This is a genomic window from Aeromonas veronii, assembly GCF_040215105.1.
Lineage (GTDB): Bacteria > Pseudomonadota > Gammaproteobacteria > Enterobacterales > Aeromonadaceae > Aeromonas > Aeromonas veronii_G.
On record NZ_CP157875.1, the window covers coordinates 2,496,863 to 2,514,537 of the forward strand.

At 63.3% G+C, this 17,675-nt stretch carries 15 protein-coding genes; 11 read left to right on the top strand and 4 right to left on the bottom strand.

Features of this window, described 5'->3' with window-relative positions:
• Nucleotides 1-212: 212 nt before the first annotated feature.
• The 5 genes from ABNP46_RS11590 (at nt 213) to ABNP46_RS11610 (ending at nt 6,818) form a co-directional block, all read left to right on the top strand.
• Nucleotides 213-1,898, top strand: a complete 1,686-nt coding sequence (locus ABNP46_RS11590; RefSeq protein ID WP_349917926.1) for an aspartate:alanine antiporter — start codon at nt 213-215, stop codon at nt 1,896-1,898.
• A gap of 178 nt (nt 1,899-2,076) precedes the next feature.
• On the top strand, nt 2,077-3,612 hold the full coding sequence (locus tag ABNP46_RS11595; RefSeq protein WP_349917928.1) for a lytic transglycosylase F: 1,536 nt from the start codon (nt 2,077-2,079) through the stop codon (nt 3,610-3,612).
• A gap of 185 nt (nt 3,613-3,797) precedes the next feature.
• Nucleotides 3,798-4,763, top strand: coding sequence for a tripartite tricarboxylate transporter substrate binding protein (locus ABNP46_RS11600; RefSeq protein WP_349917929.1), 966 nt, complete (start codon nt 3,798-3,800; stop codon nt 4,761-4,763).
• Between the two features lie 45 nt (nt 4,764-4,808).
• The gene (locus ABNP46_RS11605; RefSeq protein WP_349917930.1) at nt 4,809-5,270 is read left to right on the top strand and encodes a tripartite tricarboxylate transporter TctB family protein; all 462 of its coding nucleotides are present in this window, start codon (nt 4,809-4,811) and stop codon (nt 5,268-5,270) included.
• A 9-nt stretch (nt 5,271-5,279) separates the two neighbouring features.
• Nucleotides 5,280-6,818 carry a tripartite tricarboxylate transporter permease gene (locus ABNP46_RS11610; RefSeq protein WP_349917931.1) on the top strand — a complete coding sequence of 513 codons (1,539 nt, stop codon included), beginning with the start codon at nt 5,280-5,282 and terminating at the stop codon, nt 6,816-6,818.
• 130 nt (nt 6,819-6,948) lie between these two features.
• Here ABNP46_RS11610 and ABNP46_RS11615 read toward each other — a convergent pair whose 3' ends face one another.
• The 4 genes from ABNP46_RS11615 to ABNP46_RS11630 form a co-directional block, all read right to left on the bottom strand.
• Nucleotides 6,949-7,614, bottom strand: coding sequence for a response regulator (locus ABNP46_RS11615; protein WP_349917933.1), 666 nt, complete (start codon nt 7,612-7,614; stop codon nt 6,949-6,951).
• A complete protein-coding gene (locus ABNP46_RS11620) occupies nt 7,615-9,198 on the bottom strand; it encodes a sensor histidine kinase (protein ID WP_349917935.1) in 1,584 nt (527 codons plus the stop codon).
• The gene (locus ABNP46_RS11625) at nt 9,195-10,406 is read right to left on the bottom strand and encodes an ROK family protein (protein ID WP_349917937.1); all 1,212 of its coding nucleotides are present in this window, start codon (nt 10,404-10,406) and stop codon (nt 9,195-9,197) included. The genes ABNP46_RS11620 and ABNP46_RS11625 overlap by 4 nt, the downstream gene beginning before the upstream one ends.
• 104 nt (nt 10,407-10,510) lie before the next feature.
• Nucleotides 10,511-12,178, bottom strand: a complete 1,668-nt coding sequence (locus ABNP46_RS11630) for a methyl-accepting chemotaxis protein (RefSeq protein ID WP_349922472.1) — start codon at nt 12,176-12,178, stop codon at nt 10,511-10,513.
• A gap of 123 nt (nt 12,179-12,301) precedes the next feature.
• Between ABNP46_RS11630 and ABNP46_RS11635 the strand changes: the two genes are divergently transcribed.
• The 6 genes from ABNP46_RS11635 (at nt 12,302) to glpC (ending at nt 17,548) form a co-directional block, all read left to right on the top strand.
• On the top strand, nt 12,302-12,757 hold the full coding sequence (locus ABNP46_RS11635; protein WP_349917939.1) for a YchJ family protein: 456 nt from the start codon (nt 12,302-12,304) through the stop codon (nt 12,755-12,757).
• A 271-nt stretch (nt 12,758-13,028) separates the two neighbouring features.
• A complete protein-coding gene (glpA, locus tag ABNP46_RS11640) occupies nt 13,029-14,678 on the top strand; it encodes an anaerobic glycerol-3-phosphate dehydrogenase subunit A (RefSeq protein WP_349917940.1) in 1,650 nt (549 codons plus the stop codon).
• Nucleotides 14,675-15,970, top strand: a complete 1,296-nt coding sequence (gene glpB / locus ABNP46_RS11645; protein WP_349917942.1) for a glycerol-3-phosphate dehydrogenase subunit GlpB — start codon at nt 14,675-14,677, stop codon at nt 15,968-15,970. The genes glpA and glpB overlap by 4 nt, the downstream gene beginning before the upstream one ends.
• Nucleotide 15,971: 1 nt before the next feature.
• Nucleotides 15,972-16,106, top strand: coding sequence for a hypothetical protein (locus ABNP46_RS11650; protein ID WP_349917943.1), 135 nt, complete (start codon nt 15,972-15,974; stop codon nt 16,104-16,106).
• 1 nt (nt 16,107) lies between these two features.
• Nucleotides 16,108-16,242, top strand: coding sequence for a hypothetical protein (locus ABNP46_RS11655; protein ID WP_349917944.1), 135 nt, complete (start codon nt 16,108-16,110; stop codon nt 16,240-16,242).
• Nucleotides 16,243-16,345: 103 nt separating this feature from the next.
• Nucleotides 16,346-17,548 (top strand): anaerobic glycerol-3-phosphate dehydrogenase subunit GlpC, encoded by a 1,203-nt coding sequence (glpC, locus tag ABNP46_RS11660; RefSeq protein ID WP_349917945.1) that lies wholly within the window; start codon nt 16,346-16,348, stop codon nt 17,546-17,548.
• The last annotated feature ends 127 nt before the right edge of the window (nt 17,549-17,675 follow it).

The following is a 17,675-nucleotide window of genomic DNA, read 5'->3' on the forward strand; positions in this document are numbered from 1 at the left end:
CAAAAGCCTCGGCCCGCCGACAGCAGAAATCACTCATTGACAGCGAGATGGGCAGTGATAAATATCGCTGCGACCCCCTTGGCATCCGCACCTCACCCCTCCCGGGTCGATCAGCCCCCACTTAACTGCCTGCCAGACCACTTTGACGCTTCTCTCTTGCCATGGGATCCGGCACAATATCGGCCCCACTTTTTTCCTCGGTTCTTCCGGGCATGACCATAGATTTCGTGACACTGCTGCATCAAAGCGACTCCCTGCTGCTGTTCGTGGTACTGGCCTTCGGCCTGCTGCTGGGCAAGGTACGCATCGGTAATTTCCAGATAGGCAACACCATCGGGGTACTGTTCACCGCCCTGCTGTTCGGCCAGATGGGCTTCCAGTTCTCCACCTCCACCGAAAATGTCGGCTTCATGCTGTTCATCTTCTGCGTGGGGATAGAAGCCGGGCCCCACTTCTTCAGTGTCTTCCTGCGCGATGGCATCCACTACATCACCCTGACCCTGGTGATCCTGCTGAGCGCCCTGCTGCTCACCGTGGGACTCGCCAAGTTCTTCAACCTGGGCCCCGGCATGGCCGCCGGCATCCTGGCGGGCTCCCTCACTTCGACCCCGGCGCTGGTCGGCGCCCAGGACGCCCTGCGCAGCGGGTTGCTCAACCTGCCCCACCAGACCGACATGCAATCCGTGCTCGACAACATGGGGATCGGCTATGCCCTGACCTATCTGGTGGGTCTGGTGGGCCTGATGCTGGTGGTACGCTACCTGCCCTCCCTGGCGAGGCTGGATCTCAACACCGAGGCGCAGAAGATTGCCCGCGAGCGGGGACTCTCCGACAGCGAGAACCGCAAGACTTACCTGCCCATCATCCGCGCCTACCGCGTCGGCCCCGAGCTTGCGGCCTGGATTGGCGGCCGCACACTGCGCGAGACCGGCATCTATCCCCACACGGGCTGTTATGTGGAACGTATTCGCCGCAACGGCATCCTGGCGAGCCCGGATGGTGATGCGGTGATCCAGGAAGGGGACGAGATCGCACTGGTGGGCTACCCCGAGAGCCACGAGAAGCTGGACGTCAACTATCGCAACGGCAAGGAGGTGTTTGACCGCAACCTGCTGGACCTGCAGATCGTCACCGAAGAGATCGTCGTGAAGAATGACGCTGTGGTCGGCCGCCATCTGGTGGAGCTCAACCTCACCGAGAAGGGCTGCTTCCTCAACCGGGTGGTGCGCTCCCAGATAGAGATGCCCTTTGATCGCAACATCATGCTGCAAAAGGGTGACGTGCTGCAGATCAGCGGCGAGAAGCAGCGGGTCAAACTGCTGGCCAACAAGATTGGCTTCATCAGCATTCACAGTCAAACCACGGATCTGGTGGCCTTCGCGACCTTCTTCGTGTTGGGCCTGCTCATCGGCTCCGTCTCCCTGGTGTTCGGCCAGATAGAGTTCGGCCTTGGCAACGCGGTCGGCCTGTTGCTGGCGGGGATCCTGATGGGCTATCTCAGGGCCAACCACCCCACGGTGGGCTATGTGCCGCCAGGAGCATTGCGCCTTGCCAAGGATCTCGGTCTCGCCGTCTTCATGGTGAGCACCGGTCTCAAGGCCGGTGGCGGCATCCTGGATCACCTGAGCGAGGTGGGTATGGTTGTGCTCTTCTCCGGCATGCTGGTCACCACCCTGCCGGTGCTGGTGGGCTACCTGTTCGGGGTCTGGGTACTGAAGATGAACCCGGCCCTGCTGCTCGGGGCCATCACCGGGGCTCGTACCTGCGCTCCGGCCATGGACGTGGTCAACGAGGCCGCCAACAGCTCCATCCCGGCGCTCGGCTATGCGGGCACCTATGCGGTAGCCAACGTCTTGCTGACGCTGGCGGGCTCCTTCATCATCGGCTTCTGGTTCTAGCGATTTCGAGCCGACGTCATATCAAAAGGAGCCTCAGGGCTCCTTTTTTCGTCACGGCGCTGCTTACCGCCAATTTGAATAGTGGAAACCGTGCTATGACGCCCCTCCAATCAAACCCAATAAGCTAAATCCCCCACAGTGCGCCGCTTACACTCTATAAAACGAGTGAGGTGTACGTATGAAACGCTTATGGATTGTCATGATCTGGCTGTTCTGCTCCCTGAACCCCGTCTGGAGTGCCGAAGCAGACCAACAAGCCACCACGGATGAGGGATCGGATAAAAGCGCCCTGGAGTTTGACAGTGCCCAGCTCTCCAAACCCATGCGGGGCGATCTGGATGCCATGCTGGAGCGACGAGCCATCCGGGTACTGACCACCTACAACAAGACCGGCTACTTCATCTACAAGGGAGTACAGCGGGGCGCCACCTACGACGCCTTCATGCAGGTGGAAAAGCGCCTCAACGAACAGCTCCGCAAGAAAAAAGCCATCAAGCGCAATCTCAAGGTGCACTTCGTCTTCATCCCCGTCGCTCGTGAAGCCCTGATCCCCGCCTTGCTCGAAGGCAAGGGGGACATCGCCGCCGCCAACCTCACCATCACCGACAAGCGCAAGCAGCAAGGGGTGGAGTTCTCCTCTCCCCTGATTGAAAACGTGCGCGAGTTGCTCATCTCGGGCCCCCAGTCTCCCAAGGTGGAGAGCGTCGCCGATCTCGGGGGACAGAGTGTCTATGTCAGGCCCTCGTCCAGCTATTACGACAGCCTGCTGGCCTATAACGCCGCCCGCAAGGCGGCGGGGGAACCCCTCATCGACCTCAGGCCCGCCTCCGAAGTGCTGGAAGACGAGGATCTGGTGGAGATGGTCAACGCAGGCCTGCTGCCCTTCATCGTGATGGATGAGCACAAGGCCCGTTTCTGGAAGAAGATCTTCCCGGCCATCCAGATCCACGAAGAGCCGGTGTTCCGCAGCGGGGGCATCATCGCCTGGGGGGTACGCAAGGAGAACACCCAGCTGCTCGCCATGCTCAACGAACAGATCAAGGCCCTGCGAGGCAAAGCCACCGGCGAAGCCATACTGGCGCGCTATCTCAAGCAGAACAAGTTCGTCAAGAGCGCCGCCGCCGAGGCCGAGCGCAAGAAGTTCCTGCAGGTGGTCGAGCTGTTTCGTGAATACGGCGAGAAATACGACGTGGACTGGCTGCTGGTCGCAGCCCAGGGCTATCAGGAGTCGGCCCTCAACCAGAAGGCCCGCAGCCATGTGGGGGCCATCGGCATCATGCAGATCATGCCCGCCACCGGCAAGGGGTTGAAGGTGGGGGATATTCGCCAGCTGGAGCCCAACATCCACGGCGGCGTCAAATACATGCGCTGGATGATCGATCACTACTATGCGGATGAGCCCATGACGGCGCTGGACAAGGCGCTCTTCTCGTTCGCCTCCTACAACGCGGGGCCGGCCCGGGTGGCGCGGCTGCGCACCGAGGCCAAGAAGCGGGGACTGGATCCCAACATCTGGTTCCACAACGTGGAGTATGTGGCGGCGGAGAAGATAGGGCCCGAGACCGTCACCTATGTGGGCAACATCTACAAGTACTACATCGCCTACAAGCTGGTGATGGAGCAGATGGCCCTCAGGAAGCAGGCCACCGACGCCCTCCAGGCACCGGGCAAGGAGAAGTCGGCTGAACAACCTTCCGGTGCCAGCAAAACCTGATGCTCGCCGGCATCAGATCACCACGGCGGGGCCCACAGGGCCCCGCCTTCTTTTTCACTCCTCACATCCGCCGTGACCAGAATGAACAAAATGGGCAGAACAGCCTTAATAGCCATTACGGCCAGATTGTTTTCCAGACAGATACGATTAATTAATCTCCATGCAACAATCACAAGGAGAACACCATGTTGCAAGGAACCTTCAAGCGCACCCTGCTCTGCTGTCTGCTGGGCGCCAGCCTCGGCGTGCAGGCCAAGATCGACGAAATTCACTTCCTGATCCCGGGTGGCGCTGGCGGCGGCTGGGACAACACGGCACGGGGAACCGGCGAGGCGCTGACCAAATCCGGCCTCATCACCACCGCCTCCTTCCAGAACATCTCCGCCGGGGGGGGCGCCAAGGCCATCGCCCACCTGATCGAAACCTCGGCGCAATCCGACAAGACCCTGATGGTCAACTCCACCCCCATCATCGTCAAATCCCTCTCCAAGGAGCTGCCGCAATCCTTCCGGGATCTCACGCCGGTCGCCGCCATCATCGCCGACTACCAGGCGCTGGCCGTACCGCTCGACTCCCCCTATCAGACCTGGCCCCAGCTGCTGGCGGCCTATGAAGCCAATCCCGCCAAGGTGAAGATCGCAGGCGGCTCCGCCCGGGGTAGCCTGGATCACCTGGTGGCCGCCATGACCTTCAAGAATGCGGGGGCCGATGCCAGCAAGCTGCGCTACGTGGCCTATGATGCGGGCGGCAGCGCCATGGCCGCGGTCCTGGCGGGAGAAACCCAGGTGCTCTCCACCGGCTTTGGCGAGGCGATGGAAGCGGTCAAGTCCGGCCAGATGCGGATCCTCGGCATGACGGCGTCCGAGCGCATGCCGGATGCCAAAGACATCCCCACCTTCAGCGAGCAGGGCAACCCGACCGTGTTTGCCAACTGGCGCGGTTACTTCGCCTCCCCCAGTGTGAGCGCCGAGAAATCCGCCGAATTCGCCACCCTGCTCAAGCAGATGTATGACAAACCGGAGTGGGAAGCCGTGCGGGCGCGCAACAACTGGACCAACAGCTATCAGTCCGGTCCCGAGTTTGTCGCCTTCCTCAACAGCCAGGAGCAAGAGATCGGCGGCCTGATGCGCGAACTCGGCTTCATCAAGTAACCCCAACCCCGTGGCGGGCCCGGCCCGCCCATTGGAGTCATCATTATGCACCTGACCAAGGAACGGTTCGGGGGGCTGCTGTTTTTGCTGCTCTCCCTCGCCTATGGCTATCACGCCACCCTGATCCCGGGCTACCCGGGGGACGAATATGAACCCTTTACCGCCAGCACCCTGCCCTATGCCCTGGCCGGCGTCGGCATCGTGCTCTCCCTGCTGCTGATGGCCTCCCCCGGCGGTGAGCGGCTGCAAAAAGAGTCCGGCAACTGGCGACTGGTGTTCGCCTTTCTGATCCTGATGATCATCTATGGCGTGGCCCTGACCTGGCTCGGTTTCTTGGTCGCCACCGTCTTGTTCCTCATCGCCGGGATCCGGCTGATGGGTGAACCCAGCCTCGCCTTCGCCTGCAAGGTGAGCCTGCCCTTCACTCTCATCTTCTGGGCCCTGTTGACCAAGGGGCTCAATGTCTACCTCGAGCCGGGTCGGCTGTTCACCCAGTTGCTGGGATAAGGAGAACCCATGTTAGACGGCATTCTGCAAGGGCTCGGCACCGCCGTGATGCCCATCAACCTCTTCATGGTGGTGGTCGGCTGCTTCGTCGGCACCTTCATCGGCATGTTGCCGGGGCTTGGCCCCGTCACCGCCATCGCCCTGATGATCCCCATCACCTACGGGCTGGATCCCGCCTCCGGCATCATTCTGATGGCCGGAGTCTATTACGGCTCCATGTTTGGCGGCTCCACCGCCTCCATCCTGATCAACACCCCGGGCTGCTCCGCCAGCATGATCACCGCCATCGACGGTTATCCCATGGCGTGCAAGGGCTATGCGGGCAAGGCACTGGCCATCTCCGCCTATGCCTCCTTCGTCGGCGGCACCCTCTCCGCCATCTTCCTGATGGTGGCGGCTCCCCTGCTCGCCAAGGTTTCCCTCTCGTTCCAGTCGGCGGATTACTTCGCCCTCATGGTGCTGGGTCTGTCCGCGGTGGCGGCCTTTGCCGGCAAGGGTCAGGTGCTCAAGGCGCTGATCATGGCGCTGTTTGGCATCATGATCTCCACCGTCGGCATCGATCGCAGCGTCGGGGTGGACAGATTCACCTTCGGCCTGCCGGATCTGCGCGATGGCTTCTCCTTCCTGCTGCTGGCCATGGCCACCTTCGCCCTGGCGGAGATCCTGATGACGGTGCTGCGCCCTGGCAAGGATTCCCGTGCCGAAGAGGCGGCGCAGATCCAGAAACTCGGTTCCCTCAAGCTCAGCAAGGAGGAGGTCAAGGAGATAGCGACCCCGGTCGCCCGCTCCTCGGTGCTCGGCTTCTTCATAGGCGTCCTGCCGGGGGCCGGTGCCACCATCGCCTCCTTCATGGCCTACGGGGCCGAGCGCAACTTCGCCCGCAAGGAGAAGAAGGATGAGTTTGGCAAGGGCAGCCTGACCGGCGTTGCCGCCCCGGAAGCGGCCAACAATGCCGCCTCCAGCGGTGCCTTCGTGCCCCTGCTGACCCTGGGGATCCCGGGTTCCGGCACCACGGCACTGATGCTGGGCGCCCTCATCGCCTATGGCATCCAGCCGGGCCCGCGCCTGTTCATGGAGCATCCGGACGTGTTCTGGTCGGTGATCATCTCCATGTACCTCGGCAACGTGGTACTGCTGATCCTCAACCTGCCGCTCATCCCCTATCTTGCCAAGATCCTGCAGGTACCGCGCCCCGTACTCATCCCCATGGTGCTGCTGTTCTCGCTGATCGGGGTCTATCTGGTCTCCTTCAACACCATGGACATCTATGTCATGTCACTGGTGGCCCTGGTCGCCATCGGCCTGCGCCTGCTGGACTTCCCCATGGCCCCCATGCTGCTCGGCTTCATCCTGGGCGGCATGCTGGAGGACAACCTGCGCCGGGCACTGGTCATCAATGACGGTTCCCTGAGCTTCCTGTGGGAGCGCCCCATTACCCTGGGCTTCACCCTGGTGACCCTGGTGATGTTGCTGCTGCCGGCCTGGCAGTGGTGGCAAGCCCGCAAGGCCAGCAAGTCCCTCAAGGGGGAGCCGGCCACCAGCCACTGAATCGATGAGCCTCTGCCACCTCTGTACTCTACCCATAATGAGCAGAGCCCTTGATACCCCGACTGGGAGCAAACCCTACTAAAAAGAGCGCCGACAGGCGCTCTTTTCTTGTGTGATATCCACCCCATGTTCAGTGGCGGCGGTAGCGCCGCTCCGGCCGTCCGACGGTGCCGTATTCAAGATCCGGGCTCGCCAGCTGCTGACCCACCAGAAACTCCAGATAACGGCGCGCCGTGGTGCGGCTCACCCCCACCTTGGCGCCAACCTCCTCGGCGCTGGCCCCCTCGGCGGTCAGGGCGGTCAGCACCCGCTGCAGGGTGAGTCCGTCGATCCCCTTTGGCAGGCCGGCTGCCGCCACCTGTTGCAAGGGTGTACCGAGCAAGGCATCCACCGCCTGCTGATCGATGTCCGCCAACGCCGCCAGGGCGGCGATGCTCTGGCGGTACTTCTCCAAAGTGTCTCGCAGACGTTCGAACACCACGGGTTTGAGGATGAAATCCACCACCCCGAGGCGCATCGCCTCTTGCAGGGCGCTCGCCTCCCGGGCGGCGGTGAGCAGAATGACATCAAGGCTGGCGCCGGCCTGGCGCAGCTCCCGCAGCAGGGAGAAGCCCTCCCCGTCCGGCAGCCACACATCCAGCAGCACCAGATCGGGCTTGAGGATGGCTATCTGCTCCCTGGCATCGAACAGGGTGAGCGCCACCCCCAGCACTTCAAATCCAGACAGCCGCTGCACGAAGCGGCGGTGGATCTCGGCGATGGCCGGATCGTCCTCGACGATCAGGATCTTGATCACTCACACCTCCTTGGGAATGTAACAGACGACGCAACTTCCCTGCGCCGTGGCTTCGATGGTGATCTGTCCCTGCAGGGCGTCCAGGGTCTTGCGCACCAGGGAGAGGCCGATGCCGTGACCCGGCTCGGATTTGCTGCTCACCCCCCGCTCGAACAGCCTGTCCGCCAGGGCGGGATCCACCCCGCCGGCCCCATCCTCTACCTCGAGGATGAGATCCTGTCCCAGATCGCTCAAGGCCACCCGGATAGGCTGGTAGGGGGCGCCGTGGCGGCGGGTCGCCTCGAAGGCATTGTCGATGAGATTGCCAAGCAGGGTCACCAGCTGGGAGCCACTCACCCTGGCGGGAATGTCCTGCAGGCAGGCGTCGGGATCGACGATGAGCACCAGCCCCAGCTCGTGGGCCCTGTGATACTTGCCAAGCAGCAGCCCCGCCACCTTGGGTTTGCCGATGGCCCCCATCAGGAAGCTGAGCAGGGTCTGCTCGGTGGCGGCCTCCCGCCCGATGAAGGCGAGCGCCTCCTGGGTGGCACCCAGCTCTATCATGCCGGCGATGGTACCGAGCTGGTTGTTGTGTTCATGGGTCTGCACCCGCAGCAGATCGCTGTAGGCCTGGACCTGGGAGAGCTGGGCACTGAGTTCGGCCAGCTCATCCTTGCGCCTGAAACTCGACACGGCGCCGATGAGGCGTCCCTCCTGCACCAGCGGCAACCGGTTGACGATGAGGGGCTGGCCGTTGAGGACAATTTCCTCGTCAAACTGGGGGCTCTGCTCTTGCAGGATGGAGAGCATGCGGCTGCCCGGCAGCAACTGGCCGATGGGTTGACCAATGGCGGCCCTGGCAACGGTTTCATCCAGGCGCAGCAATTTGATGCCGTTGGGGTTGATGGAGGTGAGCCTACCCTGCTCGTCGATGGTGAGGATCCCTTCGCGCACGGTGCGCAGGGTGCAGTCGAGCTCCGCATAGAGGCGCCCTATCTGCTCAGGTTCGAAGCCGAAGATGGCCCGCTTGTAGCGCCGGGCCAGCCAGCCGGCGGCGGCGCTGTTGAGGATCACGATGAGCAGGGTGCAGAGCAGGCCAAAGCGCAGGAAGCCCCGCAGGTCGGCGTCGATGTCCCGCACCAGATAGCCGACCGACACCACCCCGATCACCTTGCCCATCTCGTCGCGAATGGGCCCCTTGCCGCGCACCGCGCTGCCAAGGGATCCCTGCGCCCTCGAGATGTAGAACTCCCCTTGCAGGGCACGGGCAGGATCGTCCCCCACCATGGGCTTGCCGAGCCGATCCGCATTGGGATGGACCAGGCGCCGGGCATCGGCGTCACCGATGACGATGTAGCTGGCCCCGACCTCCCCCCGCATCCGCTCCACCAGCACGTTGAGACGGGCGGTATCGGCACGCTTGACCCCGGCGATGACACCGGGCTCGCGGGCCACCAGCCGCGCCACGTCGAGGGCCTGATCCCCCACGTCCTGATAGCGCTGTTCGGCGACATAGTAGTAGCTGGCCCCGCTCAGCAGCACCAGCTGCAACAGGCTGACCAGACAGAGCATGAACAGGATGCGTCCTTGCAACCCGAGTTTCATGCCTCCTTGTCTCCTCGCAACAGCTCCAGCAGCAGGCTGCCGTCGCGCAGGGCCTTGTGGACCTGCACCGAGGTGGGTTTGGTGGGATCTTCGTAGAAGTGGGTGGACTCTATCTGCAGTCGCGTCAGGTATTCAGCGGGCAGCTGGCTCGCCAGGGACTGGTGCAGCATGGGGAACAGCAGCCGATCGGCGCGGGTGATCTCTCCCCCCAGCAGCAGTTTGCCCGGATTGAGCAGGCAGATGAGGTTCGACAACACCCGGGAAAGGCGACCCGCCGCCTGATGCAGGATGTCCTGGCAGAGGCTGTTGCCCGCCAGCGCCAGCTCGCACAGCTCGCGAATGGTGACGCTCGTCGGCAGATCGTGCTCCTGCATGCGCTCGCGCAAGTCCCGGTACTGGGCCTCCAGTGCCTGATTGGTCACCAGGGTGCAGGCGCAGCCAAAACCGCCGCAGTAACAGCGCTGGCCGTAGGGTTCGAGCTGCAGGTGGCTGAGATCCCCAAGCAGGGCTGCCTCGCTCTCGATGAGCTGGCCGTTGACCACCATGCCGACCCCGATGTCGTTGTGCACGAACACCAGCACCGCATCGGCGCAATTCTTGGCGGCGCCCCATTCGCGCTCGGCCTGGATCCAGGTGCGCACGTCACCGCTCACCAGCACGGGCACCCCGAACGCCTCTTGCAAGGTGGGGCCCAGCGGCCAGTTGCGCAGATCGTAATAGGGGAAGTGTTTGACCATGCCGGAGTGGCGCTCCACCTGCCCCGGCAGGCAGAGGGCGATGCAGGCAAGGCGCAGCGCCTTCTTCGGCAGGAAGCCTTCGATGGCCCGCATCAGGCTGGCCAGCAGATCCGTACGCTCCGCCTCGTTGAACAGGTGGCGGTGGCGCGCGAGGGAGTGACCGGAGAGATCGAACAGGGCCATGTCCACATAGCCACGGCCGAGGCGCATGGAGAGAAACTGGAAGCGACGCTCGTTGATGCGCAGCAAGGTCTGGCGGCGACCACGGCCCACCGAACTCTCGCCACAGGTGACGACGAGGCCGCCATCGAGCAGCTCGCGGGTGATCTTGGTGATGCTGGCCGGTGAGAGCCCTGTCAGACGGGACAGATCGGTCCGGGACAGCTCCTTGTGCTCCTCCAGGCTGGCATAGACCAGGCCGTAGTTGAGCTGACGGATCAAATCGATACTGCCTTTCACGATCTCATTCATGGGTTGGGGACTGACGCAAAGAACGAATGTTGCGATTTTCACACATTCTGCGTCGATCCCCAAATTTGCCATCTGGACATGGCGTCCAGATGGCAAAAATGTGATCAGTAACGGAAGCTAGCCACCAATTGGCGCAATTTATCGCCCGTATCCGCCAGTGCACGGGTGGTGGTACTGGATTCACCCGCCGCCTCGGTCAGCTCGCTGACGATCTGCTGGATGGCCACCAGGTTCTTGTTGATCTCCTCGGAGACCGCATGCTGCTCCTCCGCCGCCGTCGCTATCTGGATGTTCATGTCATTGATGGTGCCCACCGCCGCCACCATGCTGTCGAGGGAGCTGGCGATGTGGCCCGCCTCCTGGACCGTCTCCTGGCTACGGGACTCGCTGGCCTGCATCACCTCCACCGCCTGCTTCACGCCCCCTTGCAGGCGTTGCAGCATCTCGTTGATCTCCTTGGTGCTCTGCTGGGTACGTCCGGCAAGGGATCGCACCTCGTCCGCCACCACCGCGAAGCCGCGCCCCTGCTCACCGGCCCGGGCCGCCTCGATGGCGGCGTTGAGGGCCAGCAGGTTGGTCTGCTCGGCGATGCCGCGAATGACCTCCACCACGGAGCCAATCTTGCCGGTCTCCTGGGCCAGTTGCTCGATGACGCCGGCGGCGATGTGCACCTCGTCCACCAACCGGTTGATGCTGCCGATGGCGCTGCCCACCACCTCGCGGGCGGCGTCGGATTCTCGCGCCGCATCACTGGTGGCGCTGGCCGCGTTGGAGGCGCTGGCTGCCACCTCCTGGGCGGTGGAGCTCATCTCGGTCACGGCGGTGACCACCTGATCCGTCTCCTTGCCGTGGCCATGCATCTGCCGATCCGAGTGTTCGCTCAACCGATGGAGCTTCTCCACGGCGCCGAGCAGTTGATGGCTGGTCTCCCCCACCTGGCTCACCACGGATTGAATGCGCTCGACGAAGCGGTTGAAGGCACTGGCCAGCTGACCCACCTCATCCTTGCTCTGCACCTTGAGGCGCTGGGTGAGATCCCCGTCCCCGTCGGCGATGTCATTGAGGGCCGACACCGCCTCCGCCAGCGGCCGGGTAACCCGATTGCCAATGGCCACCGTGGCCGCCAGGGTCACCCCCAGGATCACGAGGATCAGCAGCACCCCGGTTTTGAGGGAGTCATGCATGTTCTGCTCGCGCTCCGTGCGCAGGGTCGCCAGTTCGCTGTCGATGTCATCGATGTAGAAACCGGTGCCCACCACCCACTGGTACTTGTCGAGCAGCAGGTTGTAGGAGAGCTTGGGAGCATCCCGACCGAGGGAGGGCTTGTTGGTCCAGTACTCGGTGTACCCATCCCCCTCCCGGGCCGACTTGATGATCCCCTGGATGAGGGGCGTTCCCCGGGTATCCTTGTCCTCCCAGCGGTTCTTGCCCTCCACCTCGGGGCGGGTGGGCAGCAGCAGGGTGTTGCCCTGGAAGTCATAGATGAAGAAGTAGCCGTCGCTGCCATAACGCAGGGGGCGCAATATCTCTTTCACCCGCTCGCGCGCCGCCGGGCTGTCCGGTTCGGCATAGGCTTGCTCGATGGACGTCTTGGCCAGCATCAGGTAACTGCTGAGCAGCGCCTTGCGCTCAGACAGCGCCTTGTCCCTGGCCGCAACCAGTTCGGATTCCAGCGAGTTTTTGGAAATCAAATAGTTGCTGAGGTTGACCACCAGGGCCATCAGCAGCACGGGAAGCGCGCCCAACAACAGGATCTTCTGCTTCAGAGTCATCATGTACTTCCTTTAGCCATTTTTATGGGGTGTTCCGTTCCTACCGGTTCGACCTGCTGGCCGAGGGGGGGCCGCTTTCGCTACAATCCCGCCACCTGATTTATCGACCCGGTTAACCGACTCATGAGCCTTTGTCCCTGCGGTAGCGCACTTTCTCTCGCCCAATGTTGCGGCCCCCTTCACGACGGCCAGCCGGCCATCAGCGCCGAACAGCTGATGCGCTCACGCTACAGCGCCTTTGTCTTGGGGCTAGGCGACTATCTGGTGCACAGCTGGCACCCGGATTTCCTGGGTACCCTCACCGCCGAACAGCTCTCCCAGACCGATACCCGGTGGGATGGCCTGGAGATAATGGCGGCGCAAGGGAGTCAGTACGATGACGAGGGCAGCGTGGAGTTCAAGGCCTGGTTTCTGGAGGGGGATGAGCGTCACTGTCTGCACGAGCGCTCCCGCTTCGTGCGCCATCAGGGGCGCTGGGTCTACACCGACGGGGAGCAGGATCCCGCCCCCCTGCGGGTCGGGCGCAACGATCCCTGCCCCTGTGGCAGCGGCAAGAAGTTCAAAAAGTGCTGCGGCTAGATGGATGTGCCACAACAATGACGCTCTTCAGTCAAAGTGATCTGTACCTGTCAACGAGACAGCATACATGATCACCGCCTGACCCCTTCCCGGGTCATCCACCCAGGGGCCGTCGGCCCCTTTGTCGTCTTTGCGTTGTGACAACAATCACAAAATGCTCATACCCTTGCCATTTATGAGCGTTTGCGAACATTAACTTGGCCCATATCAAACATTTCTGTCCTCAAAGGCGCCACACTGGCCCCATCTGGAAGAGATGAGACGGGCAAAAATGAAAAGAATAACCACAGAGGTCGTCATCATAGGTGGCGGTGCCACCGGCGCCGGCATCATGCGTGACTGCGCCCTGCGCGGCGTCGACTGTATCCTGCTGGAGCGCGATGACATCGCCGCCGGCACCACGGGTCGCAACCACGGCCTGCTCCACTCCGGCGCCCGCTATGCGGTGACGGATCAGGAGTCCGCCCGCGAGTGCATCGCGGAGAACCGCATCCTCAAGCGGATCGCCAGCCACTGCGTCGAAGACACCGGCGGCCTCTTCGTCACCCTGCCGGAAGATGACATCGGCTTTCAGGCCACCTTCATGGCGGCCTGCGCCGAGGCTGGCATCGAGACCGAGCAGCTGGATCCCCGCGACGCCCTGCGTCTCGAACCCAATGTGAACCCGGCGCTCATCGGTGCCATTCGCGTGCCGGACGGCACCGTCGACCCCTTCCGCCTCGCCGCCGCCAACGTCTTGGACGCGAAAGAGCATGGCGCTCGCATCTTCACCCACAGCAAGGTGCTGGGGCTGCTTCGCAATCAGGACAGGGTACACGGGGTCAAAGCCATCAACACCCGCACCGGCGAGGCGTTCGAGGTGGAGTGTCAGGAGGTGGTGAACGCCGCCGGCATCTGGGGCCAGCAGATCTGCGAGTACGGGGATCTCGGCATCCGCATGTTCCCCGCCAAGGGCTCCCTGCTCATCATGGATTACCGCATCAACCAGCTGGTGCTCAACCGGGCCCGCAAGCCGGCGGATGCGGACATCCTGGTACCGGGCGACACCATCTCCCTCATCGGTACCACCTCGAGTCGCATCGACTACCACAAAATCGATCAGCTCACCGTCGAACCCGATGAGGTGGAAGTGCTGCTGCGCGAGGGCATCAAGCTCGCTCCCGTGATGGCGCGCACCCGCTTGCTGCGCGCCTACGCCGGGGTGCGCCCCCTGGTGGCGGTGGACGGGGATGAGTCGGGCCGCAACATCAGCCGCGGCATCGTCTTGCTAGATCACGCGAAACGGGACGGCCTCCAGGGCTTCAACACCATCACCGGCGGCAAACTGATGACCTACCGGCTGATGGCCGAGTGGGCCACGGATCTCATCGCCAGCAAGCTTGACAACCACCAGCCCTGCCGCACCGCCGAACTGGCCCTGCCCGGTTCGCGGGATCCGGAGAAGGTCTCCGCCCCCGGCCTCTCGGTGCCTGCGGTCGGCTCCGCCCAGTACCGCCACGGCGAGCGGGTCATCGCGTTCTTCCGGGACAACCCCAAGGCCAACGCCCTCATCTGCGAGTGCGAGATGGTGACCGCGGGGGAGATCGAATACGCCCTGCGCGAGCTCGACGTGGACAACCTGGTGGATCTGCGCCGCCGCACGCGCCTCGGCATGGGCCCCTGCCAGGGAGAACTATGCGCCTATCGCGCCGCCGGTCTGATGCAGGAGTACGGCAAGGCCGACGGCCGCGAGGCCTGCGTCATGCTGCGCCAGTTCCTGGAGGAGCGTCACAAGGGCACCCGTCCGGTGCTCTGGGGAGATGCCCTGCGGGAAACCGAATTTACCTACTGGATCTATGAGGGCCTGTTCGGCCTCGGGGAGTGGACATCGCCACACCTCGTCACCCAGACGCCTGTCGAGACCCAAGGAGAGCCATCATGAAGTTCGATACCATCATCATCGGTGGCGGCATGGCGGGGCTGTCCGCCGCCCTGCGTCTGGCCGAAGCGGGCCAGAAGACCCTGCTGATGGCCTCGGGCCAGAGCGCCCTGCATTTTTCCTCCGGCTCCGTCGACTTGCTCGACGCCGACGGGGATCCCCGCGCCGCCCTCCCCGCCTTTATGGCCGAGCGACCCGAGCACCCCTACAACAAGGTGGGGCTCGTCAACATCATGGCGAGTCTGGACGCCCTGCAACAGCACTGCGGGAGTGAGGGGTTGGCTCTCGTGCGCCAGGAGCAGAACCATCATCGCATCACCCCCATAGGTACCCTCAAGGCCACCTGGCTCTCCCCTGAGACCTGTGCCTGCGTCACCGAGACTCCCATCCCCCAGAGCCTGCTACTGGCGACCCTGAGTGGATTTCGCGACTTCCACCCGGCGCTGGCGGCGGCCAATCTCGGCGTCCAGCCGCGCTTTGCCCACTGCCGCATCCTCACCGGCGAGCTGAACCTGCCCCAGCTGGCGGCATTTAGCCACAACCCCCACGAGTTTCGCTCCGCCGACATCGCCCGCCTGTTTGACAAGCAGCTGGGAGATCAACAGGCAGGGAGCGCCCAGCCGGATCTGTTGACCGCCCTCGCCCGGGAGATCAATCAGATGATCGCCCAGAGCGGCGAGCCGGATTGTCGCCACCTGGTGCTGCCCGCCTGCCTCTCCCTCGGGCTGGTCGGCCCGCGGCTGGCCGAGCTCGAGCGGCTCACCGACTGCACCATCCGGGAGGTGGCCACCATGCCCCCCTCCCTCATCGGCATGCGGATGCAGGAGACCCTCAGGCGCCGTTTCCAGCACCTTGGCGGCACCTTCCTCACCAGCGAACGGGTCCTCGGGGCCCGCTATGGGGGCGACAGGGTGATCGGGGTCCATAGCCAGAACGGGGACGATCAGCTGTTCGAGGCGGACAACTTCGTGCTCGCCTCCGGCAGCTTCTTCAGCCGCGGGCTGGAGTCGCGCCTTGGCGGCATTCGCGAGCCCATCTTCGATGCCGACGTGCTGAGCCTGCCGGAGCGTGACGCCTGGGCCGGTCGCCGCCTGTTCGATCACCACCCCTTCCTGGGCTTCGGGGTCAAGACGGATGACAGACTACGGGTGCTGCACGGCGGCAAACCCCTCGCCAACCTCTATGGGGCGGGCAGCGTGCTGGCCCACTATGATCCGGTACGCGAGGGCTCGGGCTCGGGTGTCGCCGTCGCCACCGGCTGGCAAGCCGCCGGTCATATCCTGGCGGGGGTCTGAGATGAGCCACGCTTCGCTATTCACTCGGGGCCGCCCACTGACCCACTACGATGCCCAATTGCGCGAGGGCTCGGGCTCGGGCGTCGCCGTCGCCACCGGTTGGCAGGCCGCCGGTCATATCCTGACGGGGGTTTGAGATGAGCCACGCTTCGCTATTCACTCGGGGCCGCCCACTGACCCACTACGATGCCCAATTGCGCGAGGGCTCGGGCTCGGGCGTCGCCGTCGCCACCGGCTGGCAGGCTGCCGGTCATATCCTGGCGGGAGTCTGAGATGACTCCCCTTTTCCATGTCACTGCGGGCAGTCAACTGCCCTGCCCATCATCCCGTTGCCGCGCCATTCATGCTGCCAATCCGGCCAGGGAGGAGTAAATCATGCTACTGGATCACGCCAACCAAACCTTCGATCAGTGCATCAAATGCACCGTCTGCACCGCCTACTGTCCGGTGGCCAAGGCCAATCCCGCCTACCCGGGCCCGAAGCAGGCCGGCCCCGACGGCGAGCGGCTGCGCATCAAGAGTCCGGCACTGTTTGACAGCGCCCTCAAGTACTGCACGAACTGCAAGCGCTGCGAGGTGGCCTGCCCAAGCGGAGTGCGCATCGGCGACATCATCGCCAAGGCCAAGCACCAGTACGGCGGACTCAAACCCGGGATCCGCGAGTTCGTGCTCTCCCACACGGATCTGATGGGGGGCATGTCCACCCTGATGGCTCCCGTGGTCAACTTCACCACCGGCCTCAAACCCGTCAAACAGGTGCTGGACAAGGCCCTCGGCGTCTCCTCCCACCGGGACTTGCCCAAATACTCGCAAGGCACCTTCCGCGGCTGGTACAAGAAACAAAAAGCATCCCAGGCTCGTTTCGCACGCCAGGTGGCCTATTTTCACGGCTGCTATGTGAACTACAACCACCCCCAGCTCGGCAAGGAACTGGTGCAGGTACTCAACGCCATGGAGATCGGGATGCAGCTGCTGGAGCGGGAGAAGTGCTGCGGCGTGCCCCTGATTGCCAACGGCTTCATGGACAAGGCCAAACAGCAGGCGGCGTTCAACATCCAGCAGATGGAGAGCTGCCTGCTCGGCAACGAGATGCCGCTGCTGGCCACCTCCTCCACCTGCGGCTTCACCCTGCGAGACGAATACCCCCACCTGCTGGAGCAAGACAACCGCAAGGTACGGGACAGGATCTCCCTGGTGACCCGCTTCATCTGGAACGAGTTCTATCGGGGCAACAAGCCCGCCATGAAGCCGCTCAACCTGCACATCGCCTACCACACCCCCTGCCACATGGAGAAGATGGGCGGCGTCATCTATACGCTGGAGCTGCTGCGGGCCATTCCCGGGGTCAGGGTGACGGTGCTCGAATCCCAGTGCTGTGGCATCGCCGGCACCTATGGCTTCAAGTCGGAGAACTACCAGACCAGTCAGACCATAGGCCAGGGGCTGTTTGATCAGATAAATCGCATCAACCCTGATCTCGTCATCACCGACTGCGAGACCTGCAAGTGGCAGATAGAGATGAGCACGCCCTATGCCTGCGAGCACCCCATCCATCTGCTGGCAAGGGCGCTGGCATAACCATCAAACACTGCCTCGGTCGTATTTTTATGCGCAAATCACCTGCCAAGGCAATCAATGGCAGCACAATGCGATGAGGTAGAGGCAGCAAAACAAAGAGCCGGCAATTGCCGGCTCTTTTCGTTTA